The sequence below is a fragment of the Nocardioides sp. zg-DK7169 genome (genome assembly GCF_013155365.1).
GTDB lineage: Bacteria > Actinomycetota > Actinomycetes > Propionibacteriales > Nocardioidaceae > Nocardioides.
Genome location: NZ_JABJRA010000003.1, coordinates 192548 through 212950, shown reverse-complemented (window position 1 = coordinate 212950; position 20403 = coordinate 192548). Strand labels below are relative to the sequence as shown.

The window sequence follows — 20403 nt, the reverse complement described above, 5'->3', positions numbered from 1 at the left end:
CACTCACAGTTTCGCAATGTGTGGCACTTCCGGTTGTCATATTCGTCCGGTTTCATGGGGCGTTCGTGCCGCCCGTGGCGGCGGTCCCGGGCCGGCGCGCCCGGACCCACCGCCACGGCCCTCCCCCACCTCGGCGCCCCGGCGCCCGGCACGAGGAAAGGCCCCATGCTCCTGACCGGCGGGCCCCCGGCCCCGCTCCGCTCCTCCTTCGGCGACGACCTCTTCCTGCGCCGGCACCGCGGCGTGGGCAGCCCGATCGCCAACCAGCTCGCGTGGCTCTTCGAGGGCCCGCTCCCCGCCGCCGGCGTCGAGGCGCTCGCCGACCGCCTCGCCGAGGGCGCGCTCGCCCGGCGAGCGGACCGGGCGCTGGTTCCCGGCGCCCGCGGCCGCTGGTCGCGCGCCGCCCACCGGCCCGCGGTCGGGTACGACGGGGAGGTCGCCGAGCACGACGTGCTGGCGTGGCTGCGCGCCCGGGCCGGCGTACGCCTGGACCCGGCGGCGGGGCACGGCTGGGAGCTGGCGACGGCCGACCTCGCCAGCGGTGGCGCAGTGCTCTCCCTGGTCGTCTCGCACGCGGTGGCCGACGGCGGCGCGATGGTCGACGCCGTGGCCCGGGCGGGGGCCGCGGCCGCCCCGCTGGTGCCGCCCCCGCGCCCGGTCGGCCTGCGTGCGCTCCTGCTCGACGGCCGCGACGCAGTCGGGCAGCTTGCGGAGGTCGGCGCCTGGCTCGCCGGGCGCCTGCGCCCCCACGTCGGACCCCGGCCGTCGGGGGCGCCCCGTCCGTCGGCGGAGCCTGTCGCGACCCCGTCCGTCGAGCCCCAGCCGTTGGTCGAGCCCGTCGAGACCCCTCCCGACTGGACCACTCCCCTGGTGGTCCTCGAGCTCGCCGCGTCCGACGTCGACCGGGTCGCCGCGGCGCACGGCGGCACCGTCAACGCCTGGTTCGCCGCGCTCACCGCGGGCGTCGCCATGCGGGTCCTCGGCGAGGCGCCCGTCCCGGTGGCGCTCCCGGTCAGCACCCGCACGCCCGACGACCCGCGCGCCAACGCCACCCGGATCGCCCGGGTCGAGGTCCACCCGACCGACCTGGCGCGGCGCGACCTCGCCGCGGTGCGGGCCCGCTCCCGCGCGGCCTACGCCGCCCTCGACAGCCACGCCCGCGAGCCGCTGCCCCTCGCGCTCGTGCAGATGCTCCCCGACGCCGTCGTACGCCGTCTCCCGGCGCCGCCGGGTGCCCGCGCGCTGGCCTCGCGGGTCGGCGAGCTGCCCGAGGCGTTCGTCGCCGCGGCGGGGGTGCCGGCGCGCTCGGTGGCCGCGATCGCGCACCACGTGGGCGCCCCGGTCGAGGAGGTCCGCGCCATCGGCGGCGGCATCGCGGCCTGGTCGTGCACGGTCGGGGACCGCCTGACCGTGAGCCTGGCCGGCATGGCCCCGCACCTGCTGCTCGACGACGACGCGCTGGCCGGACCGGTCGCGGCCGAGCTCGCCCGCTGGGACCTGGCTGGGCGGCGCTGGGGCACCCGATGACCCGCGAGGAGACCGGCCCGGGCTCAGCCGGCCCGCTCGAGCAGGTCCGCGGCCGCGCCCACCGCCGCCTCCGGGGCCACCAGCCGCCCCGCGACGCGCCGCGCGCGTGCGGTGCAGGCGGGGTCGAGCACCCGGGCCAGGGCGGAGGTCAGCGTGGCGGCGTCCAGGTCGCGGAACGGCACGCCCACGCCGACCCCGAGGTCGGCCAGCAGTCGTCCCCAGATCGGCTGGTCGGCGCTGAAGTGCCCGACGACGGCGGGGAGCCCGGCGCGCAGGGCGGCCGCGGTCGTCCCCGCGCCGCCGTGGTGCACCGCGGCGCGGCAGCGCGGGAGCAGCGTGGCGTGGTCCGCGGGGCCGACGATGCGCAGGTGCGGGTGGTCGGCGCCCAGGTCGTCGGGGAAGTCGTTCCACCCGGTGCTCAGCACGACCCGCACCCCCAGTGCGGCGGAGGCGCGACCCACCGTGGCGACCAGCGCCCGTGGGTCGCCGACCGCCATGCTGCCGAACCCGACGTACACCGGCGCGCTGCCGGCGCCGAGCCACTCCTCGAGGGCGGGGTCCTCGGCGAGGCTGGCGTCGCCCAGCCGGGCGCGCGACCCGGGGTCCAGGTCCAGGAAGCCGACCACCGGGCGCCGCGCCGGCCACTGCGCCGCCAGCCCGGGGACCAGCACCGGGTCGTAGGCCTGCACCTCCAGCGCCCCGCGCTCGCGCAGCCGCTCCGGCAGCCCGACCTTCGCCGGCGCCAGCCCGAGCAGCGCCCGCTGCTCGTTCTCGGCCGTCCGGGTCAGCCGCCAGCGCACCGACTCCCCCGCGCGCCAGGCCCGCGCCTGCACCCGGCGGGCCACGGCGGGCGAGAGCCGTCGCGGGAGGCCCAGGAGCGGCACCACCTCGTTGGCGCGGACCGGGCAGTAGTGCAGCGCCGCGAAGCCCGCGCCGTGCGCCTCGGCGACCGCCGAGCCCACCTCCTGCCCGAGCAGCCCGGTCACCACCACGTCGGCGCGGCGCGCCAGCGGCGCCAGGCCGGTGCGCAGCTCGTCCCACCCGACGCTGGCGACCGCCTGGAGCGCGCGCAGCCTCCGCACCGGGTGCGCCGAGCGCATGTCCTCGCGCACCAGCGTCGAGCCGAGCAGGTCGCGGGAGTCGGCGCCCACCGGCACCGCCGGCACGCCGAGCCGGGCGACGAAGCCGACCAGGTTCGGCGCGACCGCGACCTCGACGTCGTGGCCGCGACCGCGCAGCGCCAGCGCCACCGCGACCGCGGGCTGCACGTCCCCCCGACTGCCCAGCAGGGCGAACGCGAATCGCACGCCCCCACCGTAGGAGACGCACGTGGCTGAGCCGTACGCCGTCCGGACCACCGGACTGCTCAAGACCCTGGGCGGCCACCGCGCCCTCGCCGGGGTCGACCTCGCGGTGCCGGCCGGCAGCGTGCTGGCGCTGCTCGGCCCGAACGGCGCCGGCAAGACCACCACCGTGCGGATCCTGGCGACCCTGCTGCGCCCCGACGGCGGTACGGCGAGCGTGCTGGGCCACGACGTGGTCCGCGACGCCCACCGGGTCCGCTCGCTGATCGGGCTGACCGGGCAGTACGCCGCGCTCGACGAGAGCCTCACCGCCACCGAGAACCTCGTGGTGCTGGCCCGGCTGCTGGGCCGGGGCCGACCGGCCCGGCGGGCGGACGAGCTGCTGGAGGAGTTCGCCCTGGCGGAGGCCGCGCACCGCCCGGTCTCGACGTTCTCGGGCGGGATGCGCCGGCGCCTCGACATCGCCGCGAGCCTGGTCGGCGAGCCGCCGGTGCTGTTCCTCGACGAGCCGACCACCGGCCTGGACCCGCGCACCCGGGTGCAGATGTGGGAGACCGTGCGCCGCCTGGTCGAGCGCGGCACCACGGTGCTGCTGACCACGCAGTACCTCGAGGAGGCCGACCGGCTCGCCGACCGGGTCGCGGTCATCGACCGGGGCCGCCTGGTCGCCGACGACACCCCGGCGGCGCTCAAGGCCTCGGTCGGCGCCACCCGGCTGCACCTGACGGTCGCCGACGCGCGGCGCGGCGAGGCGGCCGAGGTCCTCGCCAGCGTCACGGGCCGGGAGCCGACCGCGCACCGCGACGGCAGCCTCGGGGTCCCGGTCGACTCCGGCGCCCTCACCGCGGAGCTGGTCCTCGCGCTCCAGGCCCGCGGCATCGACGTCGCCGAGCTCGGCGTGCGCCGCCCGTCGCTCGACGAGGTCTTCTTCGCCCTCACCGGCGTGGCCGGGACGGAGGCGGCATGAGCGGCACCCACGTGCGGCTCGCGGCCTCGCCGTCGCTGCTGGAGACGGTGTCGCAGTCGCTCACCATGGCCCGGCGCGGCCTGCTGCGGATCCGCCACGACCCGCAGCGCCTCTTCGACGTCGTGGCGCTGCCCGTGGTGGCCACGGTGATGTTCGCCAACGTCTTCGGCGGCGCCGTCGCCGGCGGCATCGACGCCTACCTGCCCCGCCTGGTGCCCGGGGTGATGGTGCAGATCGCCGTGACCGCGTCGGTGGTCACCGGCGTGCAGCTGCGCGACGACATGGAGCGCGGCGTCTTCGACCGGTTCCGCTCCCTGCCGATCGCACGCACCGCCCCGCTGGCCGGCTCGCTGCTGGCCGACGTGGTCCGCTACGTCCTCGCCGTGACCATCACCGTCGGGGTCGGGGTCGCCATGGGCTACCGGCCCGAGACCTGGCTCGGCCTGGCCGCCGGGGCGCTGCTGGTCGTCGGCTGCGCCTTCGCGATCAGCTGGATCTTCGCCCTGATGGGCGTGGTGATGCGCAGCGCGTCCGCCGTCCAGGGCGCCTCGATGCTGGTGCTGATGCCCCTGTCGTTCATGTCCAACGCGCTGGTGCCCGTGGAGACGATGCCGGGCTGGATGCGGGCGATCGCGGAGGTCAACCCGATCACCCACCTGGTCTCCGCCCTGCGGGCGCTCGCCGCCGGCGACCCGTCGGGCCAGCCCGTGGCGCTCGCCCTGGGCGGCGCGCTGGTGGTCCTGCTCGTCGTCGCCCCGCTGACCGTGCGCGCCTACGTGCGCGCCGCCTGACCCCGCCCCAACCAGGAGGAAACCGTGCCCCTGCTCCCCCCTCCCGCGACCCGCGCGAACCGGCTCACCTACGACGACGACCTGTTCCTGCGCTCGCGCCGGGTGCTCGGCGTGCCGCTGGTCAACCAGACCGTGTGGCGCTTCTCCGACCCCGTCGACACCGCGCGGCTGGAGCGGCTCCACCGGGGCCTGGCCTCGGGGCGCCTGGCCCGGGTGGCGCGCGCGCCGCGGGTGCCCGGGGCCCGGCCGCGCTGGGTCCCGGGCGCGACCACCGCACCGCTGGTGGTGGACACCGACGCGGTGGCGGCGGACGACGTGCTCGGCTGGGCGGACCGGGCCGCGCACCTCCCGCTGGACCCGGAGGCCGGACCCACCTGGGCGCTGCGTGCCGCGCCCACCAGCGACGGCGGCTACGTGCTGTCCTACCTGACCTCCCACGTCGTCGCCGACGGCGGCGCCCACCTCGCGGCGGTGGTCGCCGCCGCCCGTGGGGACCAGGAGCCCCGGCTGCCGGTCGAGGACCCCGCCCCGCACACCGGGCGCCGGCGCGACGACGTCCGCGACGCCGCCCACCAGCTGCGCCGGGCCGCGGCCGGGGGCGCGACCGCATGGCGCCGCTCGCGCACGCCGCGCCCGCCGCTGGAGGGGCAGCGCTCCTCCGACACCCCGCCACGCTCGCCGGCGCCCGGCGACGACACGGCGTACGTCGTGCCGACCGCGGTCGTCGACTGCTCGGCGCAGGACTGGGCGCGGGCCGCGGCCGCAGGCGGGGGCACGAGCAACTCCCTGCTGGTCGCCGTCGGGGTCGAGGTGCTGCTCGGGCTGGGCCGCGCCGAGGCGGGACGCGCGGTGCGCGTGGCGGTACCGGTCAACCTGCGCACCGGCAGCGCCGACCTGCGCGCCAACGCGACCTCCGGCGTCTCGATCGCGGTCCCGACCCGCCGCGTGGACGGGGTCGGCCGGGTCACCGGGCTGGAGCAGGTCCGCGGGGCCACCCGGCGCGAGCTCGCGGCACGCAGCGCCGGCACCCGCCACGACCCGCTCGAGCCGTGGCAGCCACTGCTCCAGATGGTCCCGGACCGGGCCCTGGCTCGCCTCGCCCGCGACCAGAGCGCCCCGCTGTGCCTGTGCTCCAACCTCGGCGAGCTCGACGACGACTATCGCGCGCCGCTCGGCGTGGAGGCGACGTCGGTGATGATGCGCTCGGTGACCCCGGGCGCGACACGCGGACAGATGCGACGCGCCCGGGGCGGCGTGAGCGCCTGGTGGTCCTCCCACGGCGACCGGGCGACCCTGTCGGTCGTGTGCCTGGACCCCGAGCTGCCGGCCGAGCGCCTCACCCCGCTGCTGCTGGCGGCGTGCGCGAGCTGGGGCGTCCCCGCCACCGCCTGGTAGCCCCCCAGGATTCCGCGAGTCGGCGCCAATGGCGTGCCGAGTCGGCGCATGTGGTTGCCCGGTACGCCGACGGGGCCCGGCCGCAGGTGCGGCCGGGCCCCGAAGGTGCGGTGGATCAGCGCAGGTCGAAGCGGTCCAGCTCCATGACCTTGACCCAGGCGGCGACGAAGTCCTCGACGAACTTGGTCCTGGCGTCGTCCGAGGCGTAGACCTCGGCGAGCGCGCGCAGCTCGGAGTTCGAGCCGAAGACCAGGTCCACCCGCGAACCGGTCCAGCCGGCGGTCGAGGAGAACAGCTCCCCGGCCTCGTCGACGGGGGTCCACTCCTGGCCCAGGTCGAGCAGGTTGACGAAGAAGTCGTTCGTCAGCTGGCCCGGGTTGGTGGTGAACACGCCGGTCTTCGAGCCGTCCCAGTTGGTGTCCAGGACGCGCAGGCCACCCACGAGCACGGTGGTCTCGGGGGCGCTCAGGGTGAGCAGGTTGGCGCGGTCGAGCAGCAGGTACTCGGTCGGGACCTTCGAGGTGCGCGACAGGTAGTTGCGGAACCCGTCGTGGCGCGGCTCGAGGGCCTTGAAGGACTCGACGTCGGTCTGCTCGATCGAGGCGTCGGTGCGACCCGGGGTGAACGGGACGACGACCTCGGTGCCGGCGGCCTTGGCGGCCTGCTCGATGCCCACGCCACCGGCGAGGACGATCAGGTCGGCCAGGGAGACCTTCTTGGCGTCGGTGTCGAAGCCGGCCTTGACGCCCTCGAGGGCCGCGAGGACCTTCGCGAGGCGCACCGGGTTGTTGACGGTCCAGTCCTTCTGCGGCTCCAGGCGGATGCGGGCACCGTTGGCGCCGCCGCGCTTGTCGCCACCGCGGAAGGTCGCGGCCGAGGCCCAGGCGACCGAGACGAGCTCGGAGACGCTGAGGCCGGTGGCGACGATCTTCTCCTTGAGCACCGCGATGTCGGCGTCGTTGACGAGCTCGCCCTCGTGCGCCGGCAGCGGGTCCTGCCAGATGAGGACCTCGGAGGGGACCTCCGGGCCGAGGTAGCGGTCACGGGGACCCATGTCGCGGTGGGTCAGCTTGAACCACGCACGGGCGAACGCGTCGGCGAAGGCCTCCGGGTCCTCCTTGAAGCGGCGCGAGATCTTGTCGTACTCGGGGTCGACGCGCAGCGCGAGGTCGGAGGTCAGCATGCGCGGCTCGCGCTTGCCGTCGCCGAACGCCTCGGGCACCAGGCCGTCGCCGCCGTTGTTGACCGGACGCCACTGCAGCGCGCCGGCGGGCGACTTGAACTGCTCCCACTCGTAGCTGTACAGGATGTGGAAGAACTCGTTGTCCCAGCGGGTCGGGTGGTAGGTCCAGGTGACCTCCAGGCCCGAGGTGATCGCGTCCTCGCCCTTGCCGGACTTGTACGACGACTTCCAGCCCAGGCCCTGCTCCTCGATCGGAGCGGCCTCGGGCTCGGGGCCCACCAGACCGGCGTCGCCGGCACCGTGGGTCTTGCCGAAGGTGTGGCCGCCGGCGATCAGCGCGACGGTCTCCTCGTCGTTCATCGCCATGCGCGCGAAGGTCTCGCGGATGTCCTTGGCGGAGGCGAGCGGGTCGCCGTTGCCGTTGGGGCCCTCGGGGTTGACGTAGATCAGACCCATCTGGACCGCGGCGAGCGGGTCCTCGAGGTCGCGCTCACCGGTGTAGCGCTCGTCGCCCAGCCACTCGGTCTCGGGACCCCAGTAGACGTCGGCGTCGGCCTCCCAGACGTCCTCGCGGCCGCCGGCGAAACCGAAGGTCTTGAAGCCCATGTCCTCGAGCGCGACGTTGCCGGCGAGGATCATCAGGTCGGCCCAGGAGATCTTCTGGCCGTACTTCTTCTTGACCGGCCACAGCAGGCGGCGGGCCTTGTCGAGGTTGGCGTTGTCGGGCCAGCTGTTCAGCGGCGCGAAGCGCTGCTGACCGGCACCGGCGCCGCCGCGACCGTCGGTGATCCGGTAGGTGCCGGCGCTGTGCCAGGCCATCCGGATGAGGAAGGGGCCGTAGTGCCCGAAGTCGGCCGGCCACCAGTCCTGCGAGTCGGTGAGAGCCGCAGCGATGTCCTTCTTGACCTCGGCGAGGTCGAGGGAGCCGAAGGCCTCGGCGTAGTCGAAGTCCTCACCCAGCGGGTTGGCCACCGCGGGGTTCTTGGCGAGGATCTTGAGGTTGAGCTGGTTCGGCCACCAGGTCTTGTTGGCGTCACCCTGGGCGGGCAGCGGCTGTTGGGAGCCGTGCATCACGGGGCAACCACCACGGGCGTCGCTCTCATCGTTCATCTCGCCAACGACTGCGTCGGGGCTGTCAGCCACAGTGTTTCCTTCCGGTTCTTCGGGAGTGGGGTTCACGAACGGGTCGTGGAGCAGGAGGGGCACTGGCCCCAGTAGACGACCTCGGCCTCGTCGATGCTGAAGCCGTGGTCGTCGGACGCGGTGAGGCAGGGGGCCGCCCCGACCGCGCAGTCGACGTCGACGATCACGCCGCAGGTGCGGCACACCAGGTGGTGGTGGTTGTCGGCGACGCGTGACTCGTAGCGGGCGACCGTGCCCTGGGGCTGGATCCGTCGGACCAGGCCGGACTCGGTCAGGACCCGCAGTACGTCGTACACCGCCTGCTGGGAGACTTCGCCCAATCGGTCGCGCACGGCGCCGTAGATGGTCTCGGTGTCCGCGTGCGGGAGGTCGTGGACCGCGTCGAGCACGGCGACCCGAGGCTTCGTGACCCGCAGGCGGGCCTCGCGCAGCAGGTCTTCGTGATCGGTGGTCGGCACGCGAGGATCATCGCACAGTTATCTGGAACGGTTCAAGTTTGGTGTCCGTTCCGTGGGAGGCGGTGCCCTCCCCCTCGCCGCACCCGCCGCGGGGACCCGTGCGGGCGAGGATCAGCACCGCCCGGTCGTCGTCCCCGCGCGGCACCTGGGCGATGATCCGCCCCGCCGCGCCGGCCAGCCCGGCCCGCATGGCCTCGGCGCCCACCGAGCGCAGCCAGGCGATGCCGTCGTCGAGGGAGGCGGAGCGGGACTCCACGACACCGTCGGTGTAGAACATCAGCGCCTCGCCCGGCTCGAGACGGCCGCGGGTGGCCTCCAGGTCCGGGTCGTCGACGATCCCGAGGGAGGTGCCGCGGGCGGAGTCCAGGGACCAGGACTCCCCGTCCCAGCGCAGCGCCGGCGGGTGACCAGCGCTGTGGATGCCGTAGTCGCCGCTCTCGAGGTCGACGAGCACGTGGACCGCGGTGGCGAGCGCCTCGTCGGAGGGCTGGCGCAGCAGGAACGCGTTGGCCGCGCGCATCAGCGGCTCCGGCGGCAGTGCCCCGATCAGTCCCCCGAGCGCGCCGGCGAACTGCAGCGCGTCCGGGCCGGCGTCGACGCCCTTGCCGCAGACGTCGACGAGCACCATCTCCAGCTCGGCGCCACCGGGGCCCCGGCCGCGCAGGTCGGCGACCAGGAAGTCGCCGGCGTACCCCGCCTCGTGCGCGGCGCGCATCGCCGACTGCGAGTGCCACCCCGCTGGCAGAGGGGGAACGGTCGCCTGCGCCTGGAGTCGGTCACGCAGCTCGGCGAGCACCGCCTCCCCCAGCGCCGCCGGGAGGCCGGAGCGCTGCCGGCGCGACTGCACCAGGATCACCACGACCCCCGCGAGCATCCCCAGCATCGCGCTGACCCGCAGCGGCCCGGGCGGGCCGTCGAGCGCCACCGCGATCAGGCCGAAGACCAGGGCGGCCACGCACAGCGCGGCCAGCGGGCGGAAGCGCAGCAGCACCATGCCCAGCAGCAGCCAGACGAAGTACGCCGTGAGCGGCATCCACGTGTACTCCACCAGGGAGACCACGAAGGACGCCGTGAGGCCGGCCATCAGCACGCACAGGGCGAGGCGCTGGCTGCGTCGTGAGCCCGTGCTCCAGCCCAGCACCGGGGCGCGTCCGGAGCCGTAGGTCCGGTGCAGGGTGCGCCGCAGCGCCGCCCGGGTGCCGACGATCACGCGCGCAGCGTAGCGGTCCGCGGCCGCGCGGGGGCGCGTTGGAGCACCGCCTCCCCTGGACCGGTCCCGACTGGCACAGTGAGTGCATGGAGCCCTCGCCCGCAGCCGGCGGCGCGCCGCGGGTGCTGGTGAGCGCCCACCGCGGCGGTGCCGGTGGCGACCCGAACCTGGAGAACACCCGGCCCGCGCTGGAGCGTGCGGTCACGCTCGGCGTGGAGTACGTCGAGTTCGACGTGCACCGCTGCGCCGACGGCGCGCTGGTGCTGTTCCACGACGACTGGCTGTGGGTCGACGGGACCCGGCACTGGCTGCGCGAGGTCCCCGTCGAGGCCCTGACCGCCCAGTCCGAGCACTACCTGCGCTACGAGGAGGCGCTGGGCATCCTCGCCGGCCGCGCGCGGGCGCACCTGGACCTCAAGTTCACCTCGCCCGGCGGCACCGCGGAGGTCGCGGCGGTCCGCCGCGCGGTCGAGGTGCTCGGTGCGGAGAACCTCGTGGTCACCACCCTCGACGACCGGTCGGTGCGCGCGGTGCGGACCTGGGCCGACCAGGAGGGCCTGGCGCTCCTGGTCGGGCTCTCCCTGGGCCGCGGCGTGCGCGGGCTGCCCTGGCGCGTGCAGGCGCGGGTCCGCATCTCCGAGCTGCGGCCACGGCTGCGCTACCGGGCCTCGCGCGCCAACGTGGTGGTCGCCAACCACGCCCTCGCCCGGCTCGGGGTGGCCGCGCTGGCGCGCCGGTGGGGCCTGCCGCTGCTGGTGTGGACGGTCGACACCGAGCGGTCCCTGGCGTACTGGCTGCGGCCCGGGCGCGCCTGGATGGTCACGACGAACCGTCCCGAGCTCGCCCTCGCCGTGCGCGAGCGACGCACCCGCGCGCTGCGGGGCGCGCGGGCCCGATCCGGACGCCGCCGCGGACCCGGGGCACCGGGGTCCGGCGTGCCGGGGTCTGGGAGCATGCGGGCATGACGCACGACCAGGAGACCGCGGCCGTGGTGGACGTCCTCGGGGAGCCGTTCCTCGCCGAGACCATCGAGCTGCCCGACGACGACGAGGGACCGGTCGTCGCGACGCTGGTCACCCGGCGCGCGGAGCGGCCGAACGGTCGCGCGGTCCTGCACGTCCACGGCTTCGCCGACTACTTCTTCCAGGCCGAGTACGCCGCGTGGTGGTGCGATCGGGGCTACGACTTCTACGCCCTCGACCTGCGCAAGTACGGCCGTTCGCTGCTCCCCCACCAGACGCCCAACTACGTCGTGGACCTCGCCGAGCACCACGCCGAGATCGACGAGGCCTGGCGCCGGATCACCGAGCGCGACGGGCACCGACAGGTGGTGGCCTCCGCGCACTCCACCGGCGGCCTCACGCTGCCGCTGTGGGCCCACGACCGGCAGCCTGCCGAGCTGGTCGGGATGGTGCTGAACTCCCCGTGGCTCGACCTCCAGGGCAGCGCGTTCCTGCGCACCATCGGCACCGTCGCGCTCAAGCAGCTCGGCCAGCGCCAGCCGCGCCGGGCCATCCCGCGCACCGTCAACGGGCTCTACGGAAGCAGCCTGCACCGCGACCACGGCGGCGAGTGGGACTTCGACCTCACCTGGAAGCCGCTGGAGTCCTTCACCGTGTACGCCGGCTGGCTGCGCGCGGTCCGCAACGGCCACGCCCGGCTCCAGGCCGGCCTCGACGTCGCCTGCCCGGTGCTGGTGCTGTCCTCGGGCGCCAGCCGATGGCCCACCGTGATGGGCGAGGACGTGCACGGCAACGACATCGTCCTCGACGTCGCCCACATCCGGCGCTGGGCGACCGCGATCGGCACCCACGTCACCTACGTCGCGGTCCCGGGCGCGCGCCACGACGTGGTGCTCTCCCGGCCCGAGCCGCGCGAGCGGGTCTACGCCGAGCTCGAGCGCTGGCACACGGCGTACGTCGGGTCCTGATCGCCGGCAGGTCGCGCCGCCGCGCAGCCCGGGGGCCGCTAGGGTCCGGCGCATGGATCCTGTGACCGGCCTCTCATGCGGCCGCATCGTGCTCGGTGCCGCCTCCCTCCTGCGCCCCGACGTGGCGGCGAACGCCTTCCGTCTCGACCTGGCCGCCAACCCGCAGCTGTCCTACGTGCTGCGCCTGTTCGGTGCGCGCGAGGTGGCCCTGGGCGCGGTCACGCTGCTCGCCCCGGCACCCGCGCGTCGCGCTCTGCTGGCCACCGGTGTCGCGGTCGACGTTGCCGACGTGGCCACCGCGGTGCAGGGCGCGCGCGAGGGCCACGTCGCTCGCCAGGGCGCCTTCGGGCTGGCCGGGCCGGCGGCGGGCGCCGTGCTCATCGGCCTGCTCGCGCTGCGTCGTCCCCGGGGCTGAGCGCCCCGCCGAACCCTCACGTTTGGTCCCCACGACAACTCCGCGGGGGTTTCGGGTGTCGTTCGTGACCATTCGTGGAGGCGCCAGCGACCCAGCCGGTTCGCGCCCGGTTGCTCCCCGACTGACCGCCGGCAGAGGTGCCGCACCCTCACGTGTGGTCCCCCACGACAGATTTCCGGGGCTCCCGGATGTCGTGGGGGACCAGACGTGCGGGGCAGAAGGCTTCAGACCGCGAACGACACCAGCGCGACGACACCGACGGTGACGATCACCGCTCGCAGCGCGTTGGGCGGGAGCCGGCGACCGTACGACGCGCCGAGCTGGCCGCCGATGACCGCGCCGACGGCGATCAGCACGACGACGGTCCAGTCGACGTCCGCGACCACCGCGAAGATCACGCCGGCCACGGCGTTGACCAGCCCCGCTGCGACGTTCTTGACGGCGTTGAGGCGTTGCAGCGAGTCGTCGACGCCGATCCCCATGATGCCCATGAGGATCACGCCCTGGGCGGCGCCGAAGTAGCCGCCGTAGACGCCGCTGGCGGCGGCTGCGGGGGTGACCCAGCGGGCGTCCGGCCGGGTGCCGACGGTCTCGCCGTGGCGCGCGGCGACCCACCGCGACAGGCGCGGGCCGATCAGCACGAGCAGCACGCCGAGCCCGATCAGCACCGGTACCACCCGCTCGAAGGCGTCGGCGGGCAGCACCAGCAGCAGGATCGCGCCGACGGTGCCGCCGACGAGGGAGGCCAGGCCCAGGCGCAGCACCCGGGCGCGCTGTCCGCGCAGCTCGCGGCGGTAGCCCCAGGCCCCGGAGATGGAGCCCGGGACCAGTCCGATGGTGTTGGAGGCGTTCGCGGTCACCGGTGGCACGCCGAACGCGAGGAGCGTCGGGAACGTGATGAGCGTGCCGGAGCCGACGATCGTGTTGATCGTGCCTGCGGCGACGCCGGCCGCGGTGATCGCGAGGGCCTCGAAGAGCCCCAACCTCAGCCGGCCGGCGTCGCGCCGGACGGCGGCTCGGTGTCCGCCGGTGCGGCCGGGTCTGCCGGCTGCTCGGGCGTACCCGCCGGGCGTCCGCTCGGCGGCGCGGCCGAGGCGGCCTCCGCGATCGCGGCCTGCACCGCGGCGCTGGCCGAGCCCGCGACGTCGCTGGGCTCACGGGTCTGGACCTCGGTCGGGCCCATGTCGACGCGGGTGCGCGGGCCGTCGACCTCCTGGGGGATGCCGCGCAGGTCGTTCATCGTGGAGCCGAGGCCCTCGAGGGCCTTGCCGATCTCGCTCGGCACGATCCAGACCTTGTTGGCGTCGCCCTCGGCGATCTTCGGCATCATCTGCAGGTACTGGTAGGCCAGCAGCGACTGGTCCGGGCGCCCGTCGTGGATCGCCTGGAAGACCGTCTGGATGGCCTGGCCCTCGCCCTGGGCGCGCAGGATCTGCGACTCCCGCTCGGCCTGGGCGCGCAGGATCTGCGACTCGCGCTCGCCCTCCGCGTTGAGGATCGCGGACTGCTTGTTGCCCTCCGCGGTCAGGATCGCGGACTGGCGCTGGCCCTCGGCGGTGAGGATCAGGGCGCGCTTGTCGCGGTCGGCGCGCATCTGCTTCTCCATCGCGTCCTTGATCGAGGGCGGCGGGTCGATGCCCTTGATCTCGACGCGGTTGACGCGGATGCCCCATTTGCCGGTGGCCTCGTCGAGCACGCCGCGCAGCCCGGAGTTGATCTCCTCACGGCTGGTCAGCGTCTGCTCGAGGTCCATGCCGCCGACGATGTTGCGCAGCGTGGTCATCGTCAGCTGCTCGACGGCCTGGATGTAGTTGGCGATCTCGTAGGTCGCCGCGACCGGGTCGGTGACCTGGAAGTAGATGACGGTGTCGATGGAGACCACGAGGTTGTCCTCGGTGATCACCGGCTGCGGCGGGAAGCTGACGACCTGCTCGCGCAGGTCGATCACGTAGCGGACCTTGTCGATGAACGGCACGACGATGTTCAGACCCGCCGGCAGCGTCTGCTTGTACTTCCCGAACCGCTCGACCACGCCGGCGCGCGCCTGGGGCACGATCCGCACGGTCTTGGCCAGGATCGTGACGACGAGCACGAACAGCAGGCCCAGCAGGATCAGGACGATCGTGCCCCCCATGGCTTCTCCTCCGGTTGAGATGGTTCAGGGTGTTGCGGTGTGGTGCGGTACGGCGCCGTGCGGGCTCACTCGAGCCGCGGCACCGGGTGGACGTAGGCGGTCGCGCCGCGGATCTCGAAGACCTCGACGGTCTCGCCGGGCTCGATGGTCAGCGTCGAGTCGTACGGCGCCGCCGACCAGATCTCCCCGCCGAGGCGGACCCGGCCGACCTCGAGGCCGCTGAGGCGCTGGGTCACCGTGCCCTGCTGGCCGACCAGCTTGCCGTGGCCCAGGGTGAGCTCGGGGCCGCCGTGCATGCGGCGCACCAGGGTGGGGCGGAGCACCACCAGGGTGGCGGCCGAGACGCCGGCGGCGATCAGCGCCGAGACGACGACGGGCGCGCCGAGCAGCGCCGAGCCCATGCCGGCCAGGGCGCCGACCGCGAGCATCGCGAAGATCAGCTCGAGGCTGAAGATCTCGACCACGCCGAGCGTCATCGCGAGCGCGAGCCATGCCGCCCACTGGTGATCGCTCAGCCACTCCATGGGCAGACCCTACCGGTGACCCACAGCACGTCGGACCTAGAGGTGGCGTACCGCACGTCGGGCGGCCCAGCGGCCGTCCTCGTGCGCGAGGGAGAGCGGCATCCCGAACGTCGAGGACAGGTTGGCCTCGGTGAGGGTCTCCTCGATCGGCCCGGCGGCCACCACGGCGCCCTTGCGCAGCAGCAGCGCATGGGTGAAGCCCGGCGGGATCTCCTCGACGTGGTGGGAGACCAGGACCATCGCGGGCGAGTCTGGGTCCGCGGCGAGCGCGGCGAGCGTGGCGACCAGGTCCTCGCGGCCGCCGAGGTCGAGCCCGGCGGCCGGCTCGTCGAGGAGCATCAGCTCCGGGTCGACCATCAGGGCCCGGGCGATCTGCACGCGCTTGCGCTCGCCCTCGCTGAGGGTGCCGAAGGTGCGCTCGGACAGCTCGCTGACACCGAGCTCGACGAGCAGGCTCTCGGCCCGGTCGTGGTCGAGGGCGTCGTACTCCTCGATCCAGCGCCCGACCACGCCGTACGACGCGGACACGACGACGTCGTGCACCCGCTCCGAGCGCGGGATCCGCTCGGCGACGGCGGCGCTGGTGACGCCGATGCGGGGGCGCAGCTCGAAGACGTCGACCAGCCCGAGGACCTCCTCCAGCACGGCCGCGACGCCGGTGGTCGGGTGGATCTGGGCGGAGGCGAGCTGCAGCAGCGTGGTCTTGCCGGCGCCGTTGGGGCCCAGCACCACCCAGCGCTCGTCGTCCTGCACCGTCCAGTTGACCGTGTCCAGCAAGGTGGCCTCGCCTCGACGGATGGTGACGTCTGCGAAGTCGAGGACGGCAGTCATGGCGGCAACCCTATCGGCACCCCTCGGGGCCCCGGCGTACAGTCTCGGGCCGTGTCCCTGCACCTGCCCGCGTCGGCCCGCCTCGCCTGGTGGGGCACCGCCTGGCTGCGCGGACACGTGGTCACCGACCTCGTCGTGGACGCGGTCCTGGGCGAGGACGTGACCCACGCCGTGGCCGGCCTGCACGCCCTCGGGCTCGGCGGCCCGGAGGGGACCGACACCCTGGTCGGAGGCCTGGCCCGGCTGCGCGCCGAGGGGGCGCAGACCATCGGCGCGGCGTACCCCGCGGAGGGCGACCCGGTCGGGCTCGGCGGGCCCGCCGACTTCAACGCCGCGGCCCTGGAGGCGGGCGAGGCGGTGGTCACCGACGTCGGCGTGGGGCTGGTCCCCGTCGCGGTCGGGCCGGCCACGACCTGGGTGGCCCACCCGGCCCGGCGCCGCCAGCTCCCCGACGTCGGCGAGGCCGACCGGGCGCTGCGCCGCGAGCTGCTCGAGACGGCGTCGTCGCTCGCGGAGCTGGACGTGGCCCGCTGGCGCCCCGAGGTGGCGGACCTGCTGATGAACCTGCGCCACCGTGCTCCCCTCACCGCGCCGCCCGGCGTGCCGCAGCGCTGCGTCGACCTGGCGGAGCGCGCGATCCAGGCGCTCGGCATCGTCGACGCCGCGCTGGAGGACGACGGTGCCGCGATCACCGCCCACGAGGCACGCGCCCGGCGTGAGGCGCTCGTCGGGCTCGAGCGCGCCGGACGCCGCGCACTGGTCGCGGCCTGCTCCCCCGAGGTCTGGCCACCGGGCTGATCGGGTCGTCTCGGAGCGGCTGAGCCGATCGGTGCGGACCGGGCCGTCAGCGGTAACCTCGTCCCGCGATGACCCAGACCCCAGGCGCCCGGCCCGAGACCCTCCTGATCACGCTCACCGGCAAGGACCGGCCCGGCGTGACCTCCGCCGTCTTCACGACCCTCGCGCAGACCCATGTGCAGGTGCTCGACGTCGAGCAGATCGTGCTGCGTCGCCGCCTGGTGCTCGGCGTGCTGGTCACGGCGCCGCGCGACTGGCGTCGCCTCAGCGAGGCGATCCACCGCACCGGGGAGGAGCTCGGCATGAACGTCGAGATCGAGCCCGGCACCGGTGACAACCGCCCGCGCCCCCAGGGCCGCTCGCACGTCACGCTGCTGGGCAGCCCGCTGCGCCCCGGTGCGATGGCCGCCATCGCCGGGCGGATCGCCGACGCCGGCGCCAACATCGACCGCATCGAGCGGATGGCGCGCTACCCCGTCACGGCCATCGAGATGCACGTCTCCGGCGCCGACCCGGCCCGGCTGCGCGCCCTCCTCGCCACGGAGGCGGCCGCCCAGGGCATCGACGTCGCCGTCCAGCCGGCCAGCCTGGTCCGTCGCGGGCAGCGCCTGATCGTCATGGACGTCGACTCCACCCTGATCCAGGGCGAGGTGATCGAGATGATCGCCGCCCACGCGGGCTGCGAGGAGAAGGTCGCCGAGGTCACCGAGGCCGCGATGCGCGGCGAGCTCGACTTCGAGCAGTCGCTGCGCGAGCGGGTCCGCCTGCTCGAGGGCGTCCCCGCGAGCGCGCTCGACGAGGTCTACGACTCCATCGTCCTCGCCCCGGGCGCCCGCACCCTGGTGCGGACGCTGAGCCGGCTGGGCTACCGCTTCGCGATCGTGTCCGGCGGCTTCAGCCAGATCACCGACCGCCTCGCCGCGGACCTCGGCATCCACTTCGCGCGCGCCAACGAGCTCGAGATCGTGGACGGCAGGCTGACCGGACGCGTCGTGGGCGAGGTCGTGGACCGGGCCGGCAAGGCCCGCGCGCTGCGCGAGTTCGCCGCCGAGGTCGGGGTGTCGCAGGACGCCGTGATCGCGATCGGCGACGGCGCCAACGACCTCGACATGCTCGGCTCGGCCGGGCTCGGGATCGCCTACAACGCCAAGCCGATGGTCCGCGACGCCGCCGACACCGCGGTCAACGTGCCCTACCTCGACACGATCATGTACCTCCTCGGCATCTCCCGCGAGGAGGTCGAGGCGGCCGACGCCGCGGCCGGCATCGTGACGCCTGCCCCGCCGGTCTGAGCCGACGGTCCGACCGGAGCTGGCCCGGAGGTCAGTCGCGGGGCACGTGGAAGGCGACCACCCGGGCGCCCTCGGCGCCCAGGTCCGACCAGCCGGAGCCGACCTCGAAGACGGTCGTCGCCGCGGTCGGGTACCCGCCGAGCATCGCCACGGAGGCCTCGGGGTCGCCCTGCCCGTCGTCGAGCTGCTGGGCCAGCACGCCCACCGTGGGGTTGTGCCCGATCAGCACCAGGGTGCGGACGTCGTCGTCGGTCCCACGCACCAGGTCCAGGGCGGCCTCGGCGCCCGCGGAGTACAGCCCCTCGTCGAACGCCGCCGCGTCGAGGTCCCAGCCGGCGCCGGTCGCGAGCGACTCCCAGGTCTCGCGGGTGCGCAGCGCGGCGGAGACCAGGGCGGCGTCCGGGGTGATGCCGCGGGCGGCGAGCCACTCACCGCCCGCGCGGGCGTCGCGCCTGCCCCGCGGGGCGAGCTCGCGCTCGTGGTCGCTCGGACCGTGGGACTCCGCCTGGGCGTGACGCATCAGGACCAGGACGCGCGGCTGCTCGCTCACCCCTCAAGCGTGGCACATCCGTCCGCGCCGGCTCAGGCGCCCATCGCGTGGAAGCCGCCGTCGACGTGCACGATCTCGCCGGTGGTGGCGGGGAAGAAGTCCGAGAGCAGCGCGCACACGGCCTTGGCGGTCGGGGTCTGGTCGGCGTTGTCCCACCCGAGCGGTGCGCGGGTCTCCCACATCGCCTCGAGGTCGGAGAAGCCGGGGATCGCCTTGGCGGCCAGCGTCTTGAGCGGCCCGGCGGAGACCAGGTTGCAACGGATGCCGTCGGCGCCGAGCTCGCGGGCCAGGTAGCGCGAGGTCGACTCGAGCCCGGCCTTGGCCACGCCCATCCAGTCGTACGCCGGCCAGGCGACGGTCGCGTCGAAGGTGAGGCCCACGACCGAGGACCCCGGGCCCATCAGCGGGCGGACCGCGCGCGACAGCGACGCCAGGGAGTATGCCGAGACGTGCACGGCCTGGGCGACGTCCTCCCAGGGGCCGGTCATGAACTTGCCGCCGAGGAGGGTCTCGGGGTTGCCGTAGGCGATGGAGTGCACGACCCCGTCGAGGCCGTCGACGTGCTCGCGGACCAGCTCGGGCAGCCGCTCGAGGTGCTCGGGGTCGGTCACGTCGAGCTCGAGGACCGGCGGCTCCACGGGCAGCCGCTTGGCGATGCGCCGGGTGATGCCGAGGGCGCGGCCGAAGTTGGAGATGAGGACCGTGGCGCCCTGCTCCTGGGCGACCTTCGCGGTGGCGAAGCCGATGGAGGAGTCCATCGTCACGCCTGCCACCAGGATCCGCTTGCCGTCGAGAATTCCCATGGTCGTCCTCTGCTCTCGCGCTCGTGCTCGGTGTGGTTCGAAGGACGGGCCCCGCGGGCCCGGAGGTGGTGCGAAGCGGCGGGTCAGTGACCCATGCCGAGGCCGCCGTCGACCGGGATGACCGCGCCGGTGACATAGGCCGCGCCGGGACCGGCCAGCCAGGTGACGGCGCTGGCCACCTCCTCGGGCTGGGCGTAGCGGCCCAGCGGCACCTGGGCCTTGATCGCGGCCCTCTGCTCGTCGGTGAGCACGCCGGTCATGTCGGTCTCGACGAAGCCGGGGGCGACCACGTTGGCGGTGATCGAGCGCGAGCCGAGCTCGCGGGCGATGGAGCGGGCCATGCCGACCAGGCCCGCCTTGGAGGCGGCGTAGTTGACCTGACCGGCCGAGCCGAGCATGCCCACCACCGAGGAGATCAGGATGATCCGGCCGCGGCGCAGGCGCAGCATGCCCTTGCTGGCGCGCTTGGCCAGTCGGAAGGTGCCGGTGAGGTTGGTGTCGATCACCGAGGACCAGTCCTCCTCCGACATCCGCAGCAGCAACGTGTCGGAGGTGATGCCGGCGTTGGCCACCAGCACCTCGACGGGGCCGTGGGCCGCCTCGACGACGGCGAACGCCGCGTCCACGGCGGCCGGGTCGGTGATGTCGCAGCGCACGTCGAGGGCGCCCATCGGGGCGCCGCCGGAGCGGGTGGTCACCGCGACCTTGTCGCCCTGGGCGAGGAACGCCTCGGCGATGGCGCGACCGATGCCGCGGTTGCCGCCGGTCACGAGGACCGATCGCGGGGCGGGGCTGTCAGGACCGGTGTCGGGCGTTGCGTCGCTCACGTCGCCTGACGCTAGTGATTACCGCGGGGTAGACGAAAACACGTGCCCGGCGCGGCGTGGAGGCCGCGCCGGGACCGGCGCTGCTCGGGCCTCAGTCGTCCTCGAGGCGGAAGCCGACCTTCATGCCCACCTGGAAGTGCTCGACCTCGCCGTCCTTGACCTGGCCGCGGATCTGGGTGACCTCGAACCAGTCGAGGTGGCGCAGGGTCTTGCCGGCCCGGGAGACGCCGTTGCGGATGGCGGCGTCGATGCCCTCGGGCGAGGTGCCGACGATCTCGGAGACACGGTAGGTGCGGTTGGTCATGGGAGGAGCCTCTCGGT

Annotated in this window: 21 protein-coding genes; 9 read left to right on the top strand and 12 right to left on the bottom strand. The window is 74.7% G+C overall.

Translation table 11 applies throughout. The annotated features are described in order from the left end of the window. Positions 1-165 precede the first annotated feature (165 nt). On the top strand, positions 166-1527 hold the full coding sequence (locus HOQ23_RS06080) for a hypothetical protein (RefSeq protein ID WP_172212828.1): 1362 nt from the start codon (positions 166-168) through the stop codon (positions 1525-1527). A gap of 23 nt (positions 1528-1550) precedes the next feature. On the opposite strand, the gene HOQ23_RS06075 is transcribed toward HOQ23_RS06080, so the two are convergent. Further along, a complete protein-coding gene (locus HOQ23_RS06075; protein WP_172212826.1) occupies positions 1551-2834 on the bottom strand; it encodes a glycosyltransferase in 1284 nt (427 codons plus the stop codon). A gap of 22 nt (positions 2835-2856) precedes the next feature. On the opposite strand from HOQ23_RS06075, the gene HOQ23_RS06070 reads away from it, so the two are divergent. Genes HOQ23_RS06070 through HOQ23_RS06060 form a run of 3 tightly spaced genes read left to right on the top strand, consistent with a single transcriptional unit; the run spans position 2857 to position 5984 of the window. Further along, the gene (locus HOQ23_RS06070; protein ID WP_172212824.1) at positions 2857-3798 is read left to right on the top strand and encodes an ATP-binding cassette domain-containing protein; all 942 of its coding nucleotides are present in this window, start codon (positions 2857-2859) and stop codon (positions 3796-3798) included. Beyond that, entirely contained in the window at positions 3795-4589 is a 795-nt protein-coding gene (locus HOQ23_RS06065) for an ABC transporter permease (RefSeq protein ID WP_172212822.1), read from the top strand. Before HOQ23_RS06070 ends, HOQ23_RS06065 begins: the two co-directional genes overlap by 4 nt. 24 nt (positions 4590-4613) lie before the next feature. After that, positions 4614-5984 carry a hypothetical protein gene (locus tag HOQ23_RS06060; RefSeq protein ID WP_172212820.1) on the top strand — a complete coding sequence of 457 codons (1371 nt, stop codon included), beginning with the start codon at positions 4614-4616 and terminating at the stop codon, positions 5982-5984. 115 nt (positions 5985-6099) lie between these two features. Here HOQ23_RS06060 and katG read toward each other — a convergent pair whose 3' ends face one another. From katG to HOQ23_RS21470, 3 genes are all read right to left on the bottom strand, one after another. Then, the gene (gene katG / locus HOQ23_RS06055; protein WP_172212818.1) at positions 6100-8277 is read right to left on the bottom strand and encodes a catalase/peroxidase HPI; all 2178 of its coding nucleotides are present in this window, start codon (positions 8275-8277) and stop codon (positions 6100-6102) included. 65 nt (positions 8278-8342) lie between these two features. Next, a complete protein-coding gene (locus HOQ23_RS06050) occupies positions 8343-8768 on the bottom strand; it encodes a Fur family transcriptional regulator (protein ID WP_367650399.1) in 426 nt (141 codons plus the stop codon). Positions 8769-8775: 7 nt separating this feature from the next. Beyond that, positions 8776-9978, bottom strand: a complete 1203-nt coding sequence (locus HOQ23_RS21470; protein ID WP_172212816.1) for a PP2C family protein-serine/threonine phosphatase — start codon at positions 9976-9978, stop codon at positions 8776-8778. Positions 9979-10064: 86 nt separating this feature from the next. Here HOQ23_RS21470 and HOQ23_RS06040 point away from each other — a divergent pair, with 86 nt between their 5' ends. The 3 genes from HOQ23_RS06040 to HOQ23_RS06030 are packed head-to-tail and all read left to right on the top strand — an operon-like array spanning position 10065 to position 12323. Further along, entirely contained in the window at positions 10065-10943 is an 879-nt protein-coding gene (locus HOQ23_RS06040; protein WP_172212814.1) for a glycerophosphodiester phosphodiesterase, read from the top strand. Beyond that, positions 10940-11908 (top strand): alpha/beta hydrolase, encoded by a 969-nt coding sequence (locus HOQ23_RS06035; RefSeq protein WP_172212811.1) that lies wholly within the window; start codon positions 10940-10942, stop codon positions 11906-11908. The genes HOQ23_RS06040 and HOQ23_RS06035 overlap by 4 nt, the downstream gene beginning before the upstream one ends. Positions 11909-11960: 52 nt before the next feature. Next, positions 11961-12323 (top strand): hypothetical protein, encoded by a 363-nt coding sequence (locus HOQ23_RS06030; RefSeq protein WP_172212809.1) that lies wholly within the window; start codon positions 11961-11963, stop codon positions 12321-12323. 224 nt (positions 12324-12547) lie between these two features. Here the strand turns inward: HOQ23_RS06030 and HOQ23_RS06025 are convergent, their stop codons facing one another. The 4 genes from HOQ23_RS06025 to HOQ23_RS06010 form a co-directional block, all read right to left on the bottom strand. After that, entirely contained in the window at positions 12548-13306 is a 759-nt protein-coding gene (locus tag HOQ23_RS06025) for a sulfite exporter TauE/SafE family protein (protein WP_172212807.1), read from the bottom strand. A 2-nt stretch (positions 13307-13308) separates the two neighbouring features. Beyond that, positions 13309-14457 (bottom strand): SPFH domain-containing protein, encoded by a 1149-nt coding sequence (locus tag HOQ23_RS06020; RefSeq protein ID WP_172212805.1) that lies wholly within the window; start codon positions 14455-14457, stop codon positions 13309-13311. Positions 14458-14522: 65 nt separating this feature from the next. Further along, entirely contained in the window at positions 14523-14981 is a 459-nt protein-coding gene (locus tag HOQ23_RS06015) for an NfeD family protein (protein WP_172212803.1), read from the bottom strand. Between the two features lie 36 nt (positions 14982-15017). Then, a complete protein-coding gene (locus HOQ23_RS06010; RefSeq protein ID WP_172212801.1) occupies positions 15018-15812 on the bottom strand; it encodes an ABC transporter ATP-binding protein in 795 nt (264 codons plus the stop codon). Positions 15813-15863: 51 nt separating this feature from the next. Here HOQ23_RS06010 and HOQ23_RS06005 point away from each other — a divergent pair, with 51 nt between their 5' ends. Both HOQ23_RS06005 and serB read left to right on the top strand, forming a co-directional pair. Then, on the top strand, positions 15864-16610 hold the full coding sequence (locus HOQ23_RS06005; RefSeq protein ID WP_172212799.1) for a hypothetical protein: 747 nt from the start codon (positions 15864-15866) through the stop codon (positions 16608-16610). Positions 16611-16678: 68 nt separating this feature from the next. Continuing rightward, entirely contained in the window at positions 16679-17902 is a 1224-nt protein-coding gene (serB, locus tag HOQ23_RS06000; protein ID WP_172212797.1) for a phosphoserine phosphatase SerB, read from the top strand. A gap of 31 nt (positions 17903-17933) precedes the next feature. Here serB and HOQ23_RS05995 read toward each other — a convergent pair whose 3' ends face one another. The 4 genes from HOQ23_RS05995 to HOQ23_RS05980 form a co-directional block, all read right to left on the bottom strand. Continuing rightward, the gene (locus tag HOQ23_RS05995; protein ID WP_367650398.1) at positions 17934-18452 is read right to left on the bottom strand and encodes a histidine phosphatase family protein; all 519 of its coding nucleotides are present in this window, start codon (positions 18450-18452) and stop codon (positions 17934-17936) included. 32 nt (positions 18453-18484) lie between these two features. Next, positions 18485-19255, bottom strand: coding sequence for an enoyl-ACP reductase FabI (gene fabI / locus HOQ23_RS05990; protein ID WP_172212795.1), 771 nt, complete (start codon positions 19253-19255; stop codon positions 18485-18487). Positions 19256-19338: 83 nt separating this feature from the next. After that, positions 19339-20082: a 3-oxoacyl-ACP reductase FabG gene (gene fabG, locus HOQ23_RS05985; protein WP_172212793.1), complete on the bottom strand. Its 744-nt coding sequence runs from the start codon at positions 20080-20082 to the stop codon at positions 19339-19341. A 91-nt stretch (positions 20083-20173) separates the two neighbouring features. Beyond that, the gene (locus HOQ23_RS05980) at positions 20174-20386 is read right to left on the bottom strand and encodes a dodecin (protein ID WP_153323372.1); all 213 of its coding nucleotides are present in this window, start codon (positions 20384-20386) and stop codon (positions 20174-20176) included. Between the last annotated feature and the right edge of the window lie 17 nt (positions 20387-20403).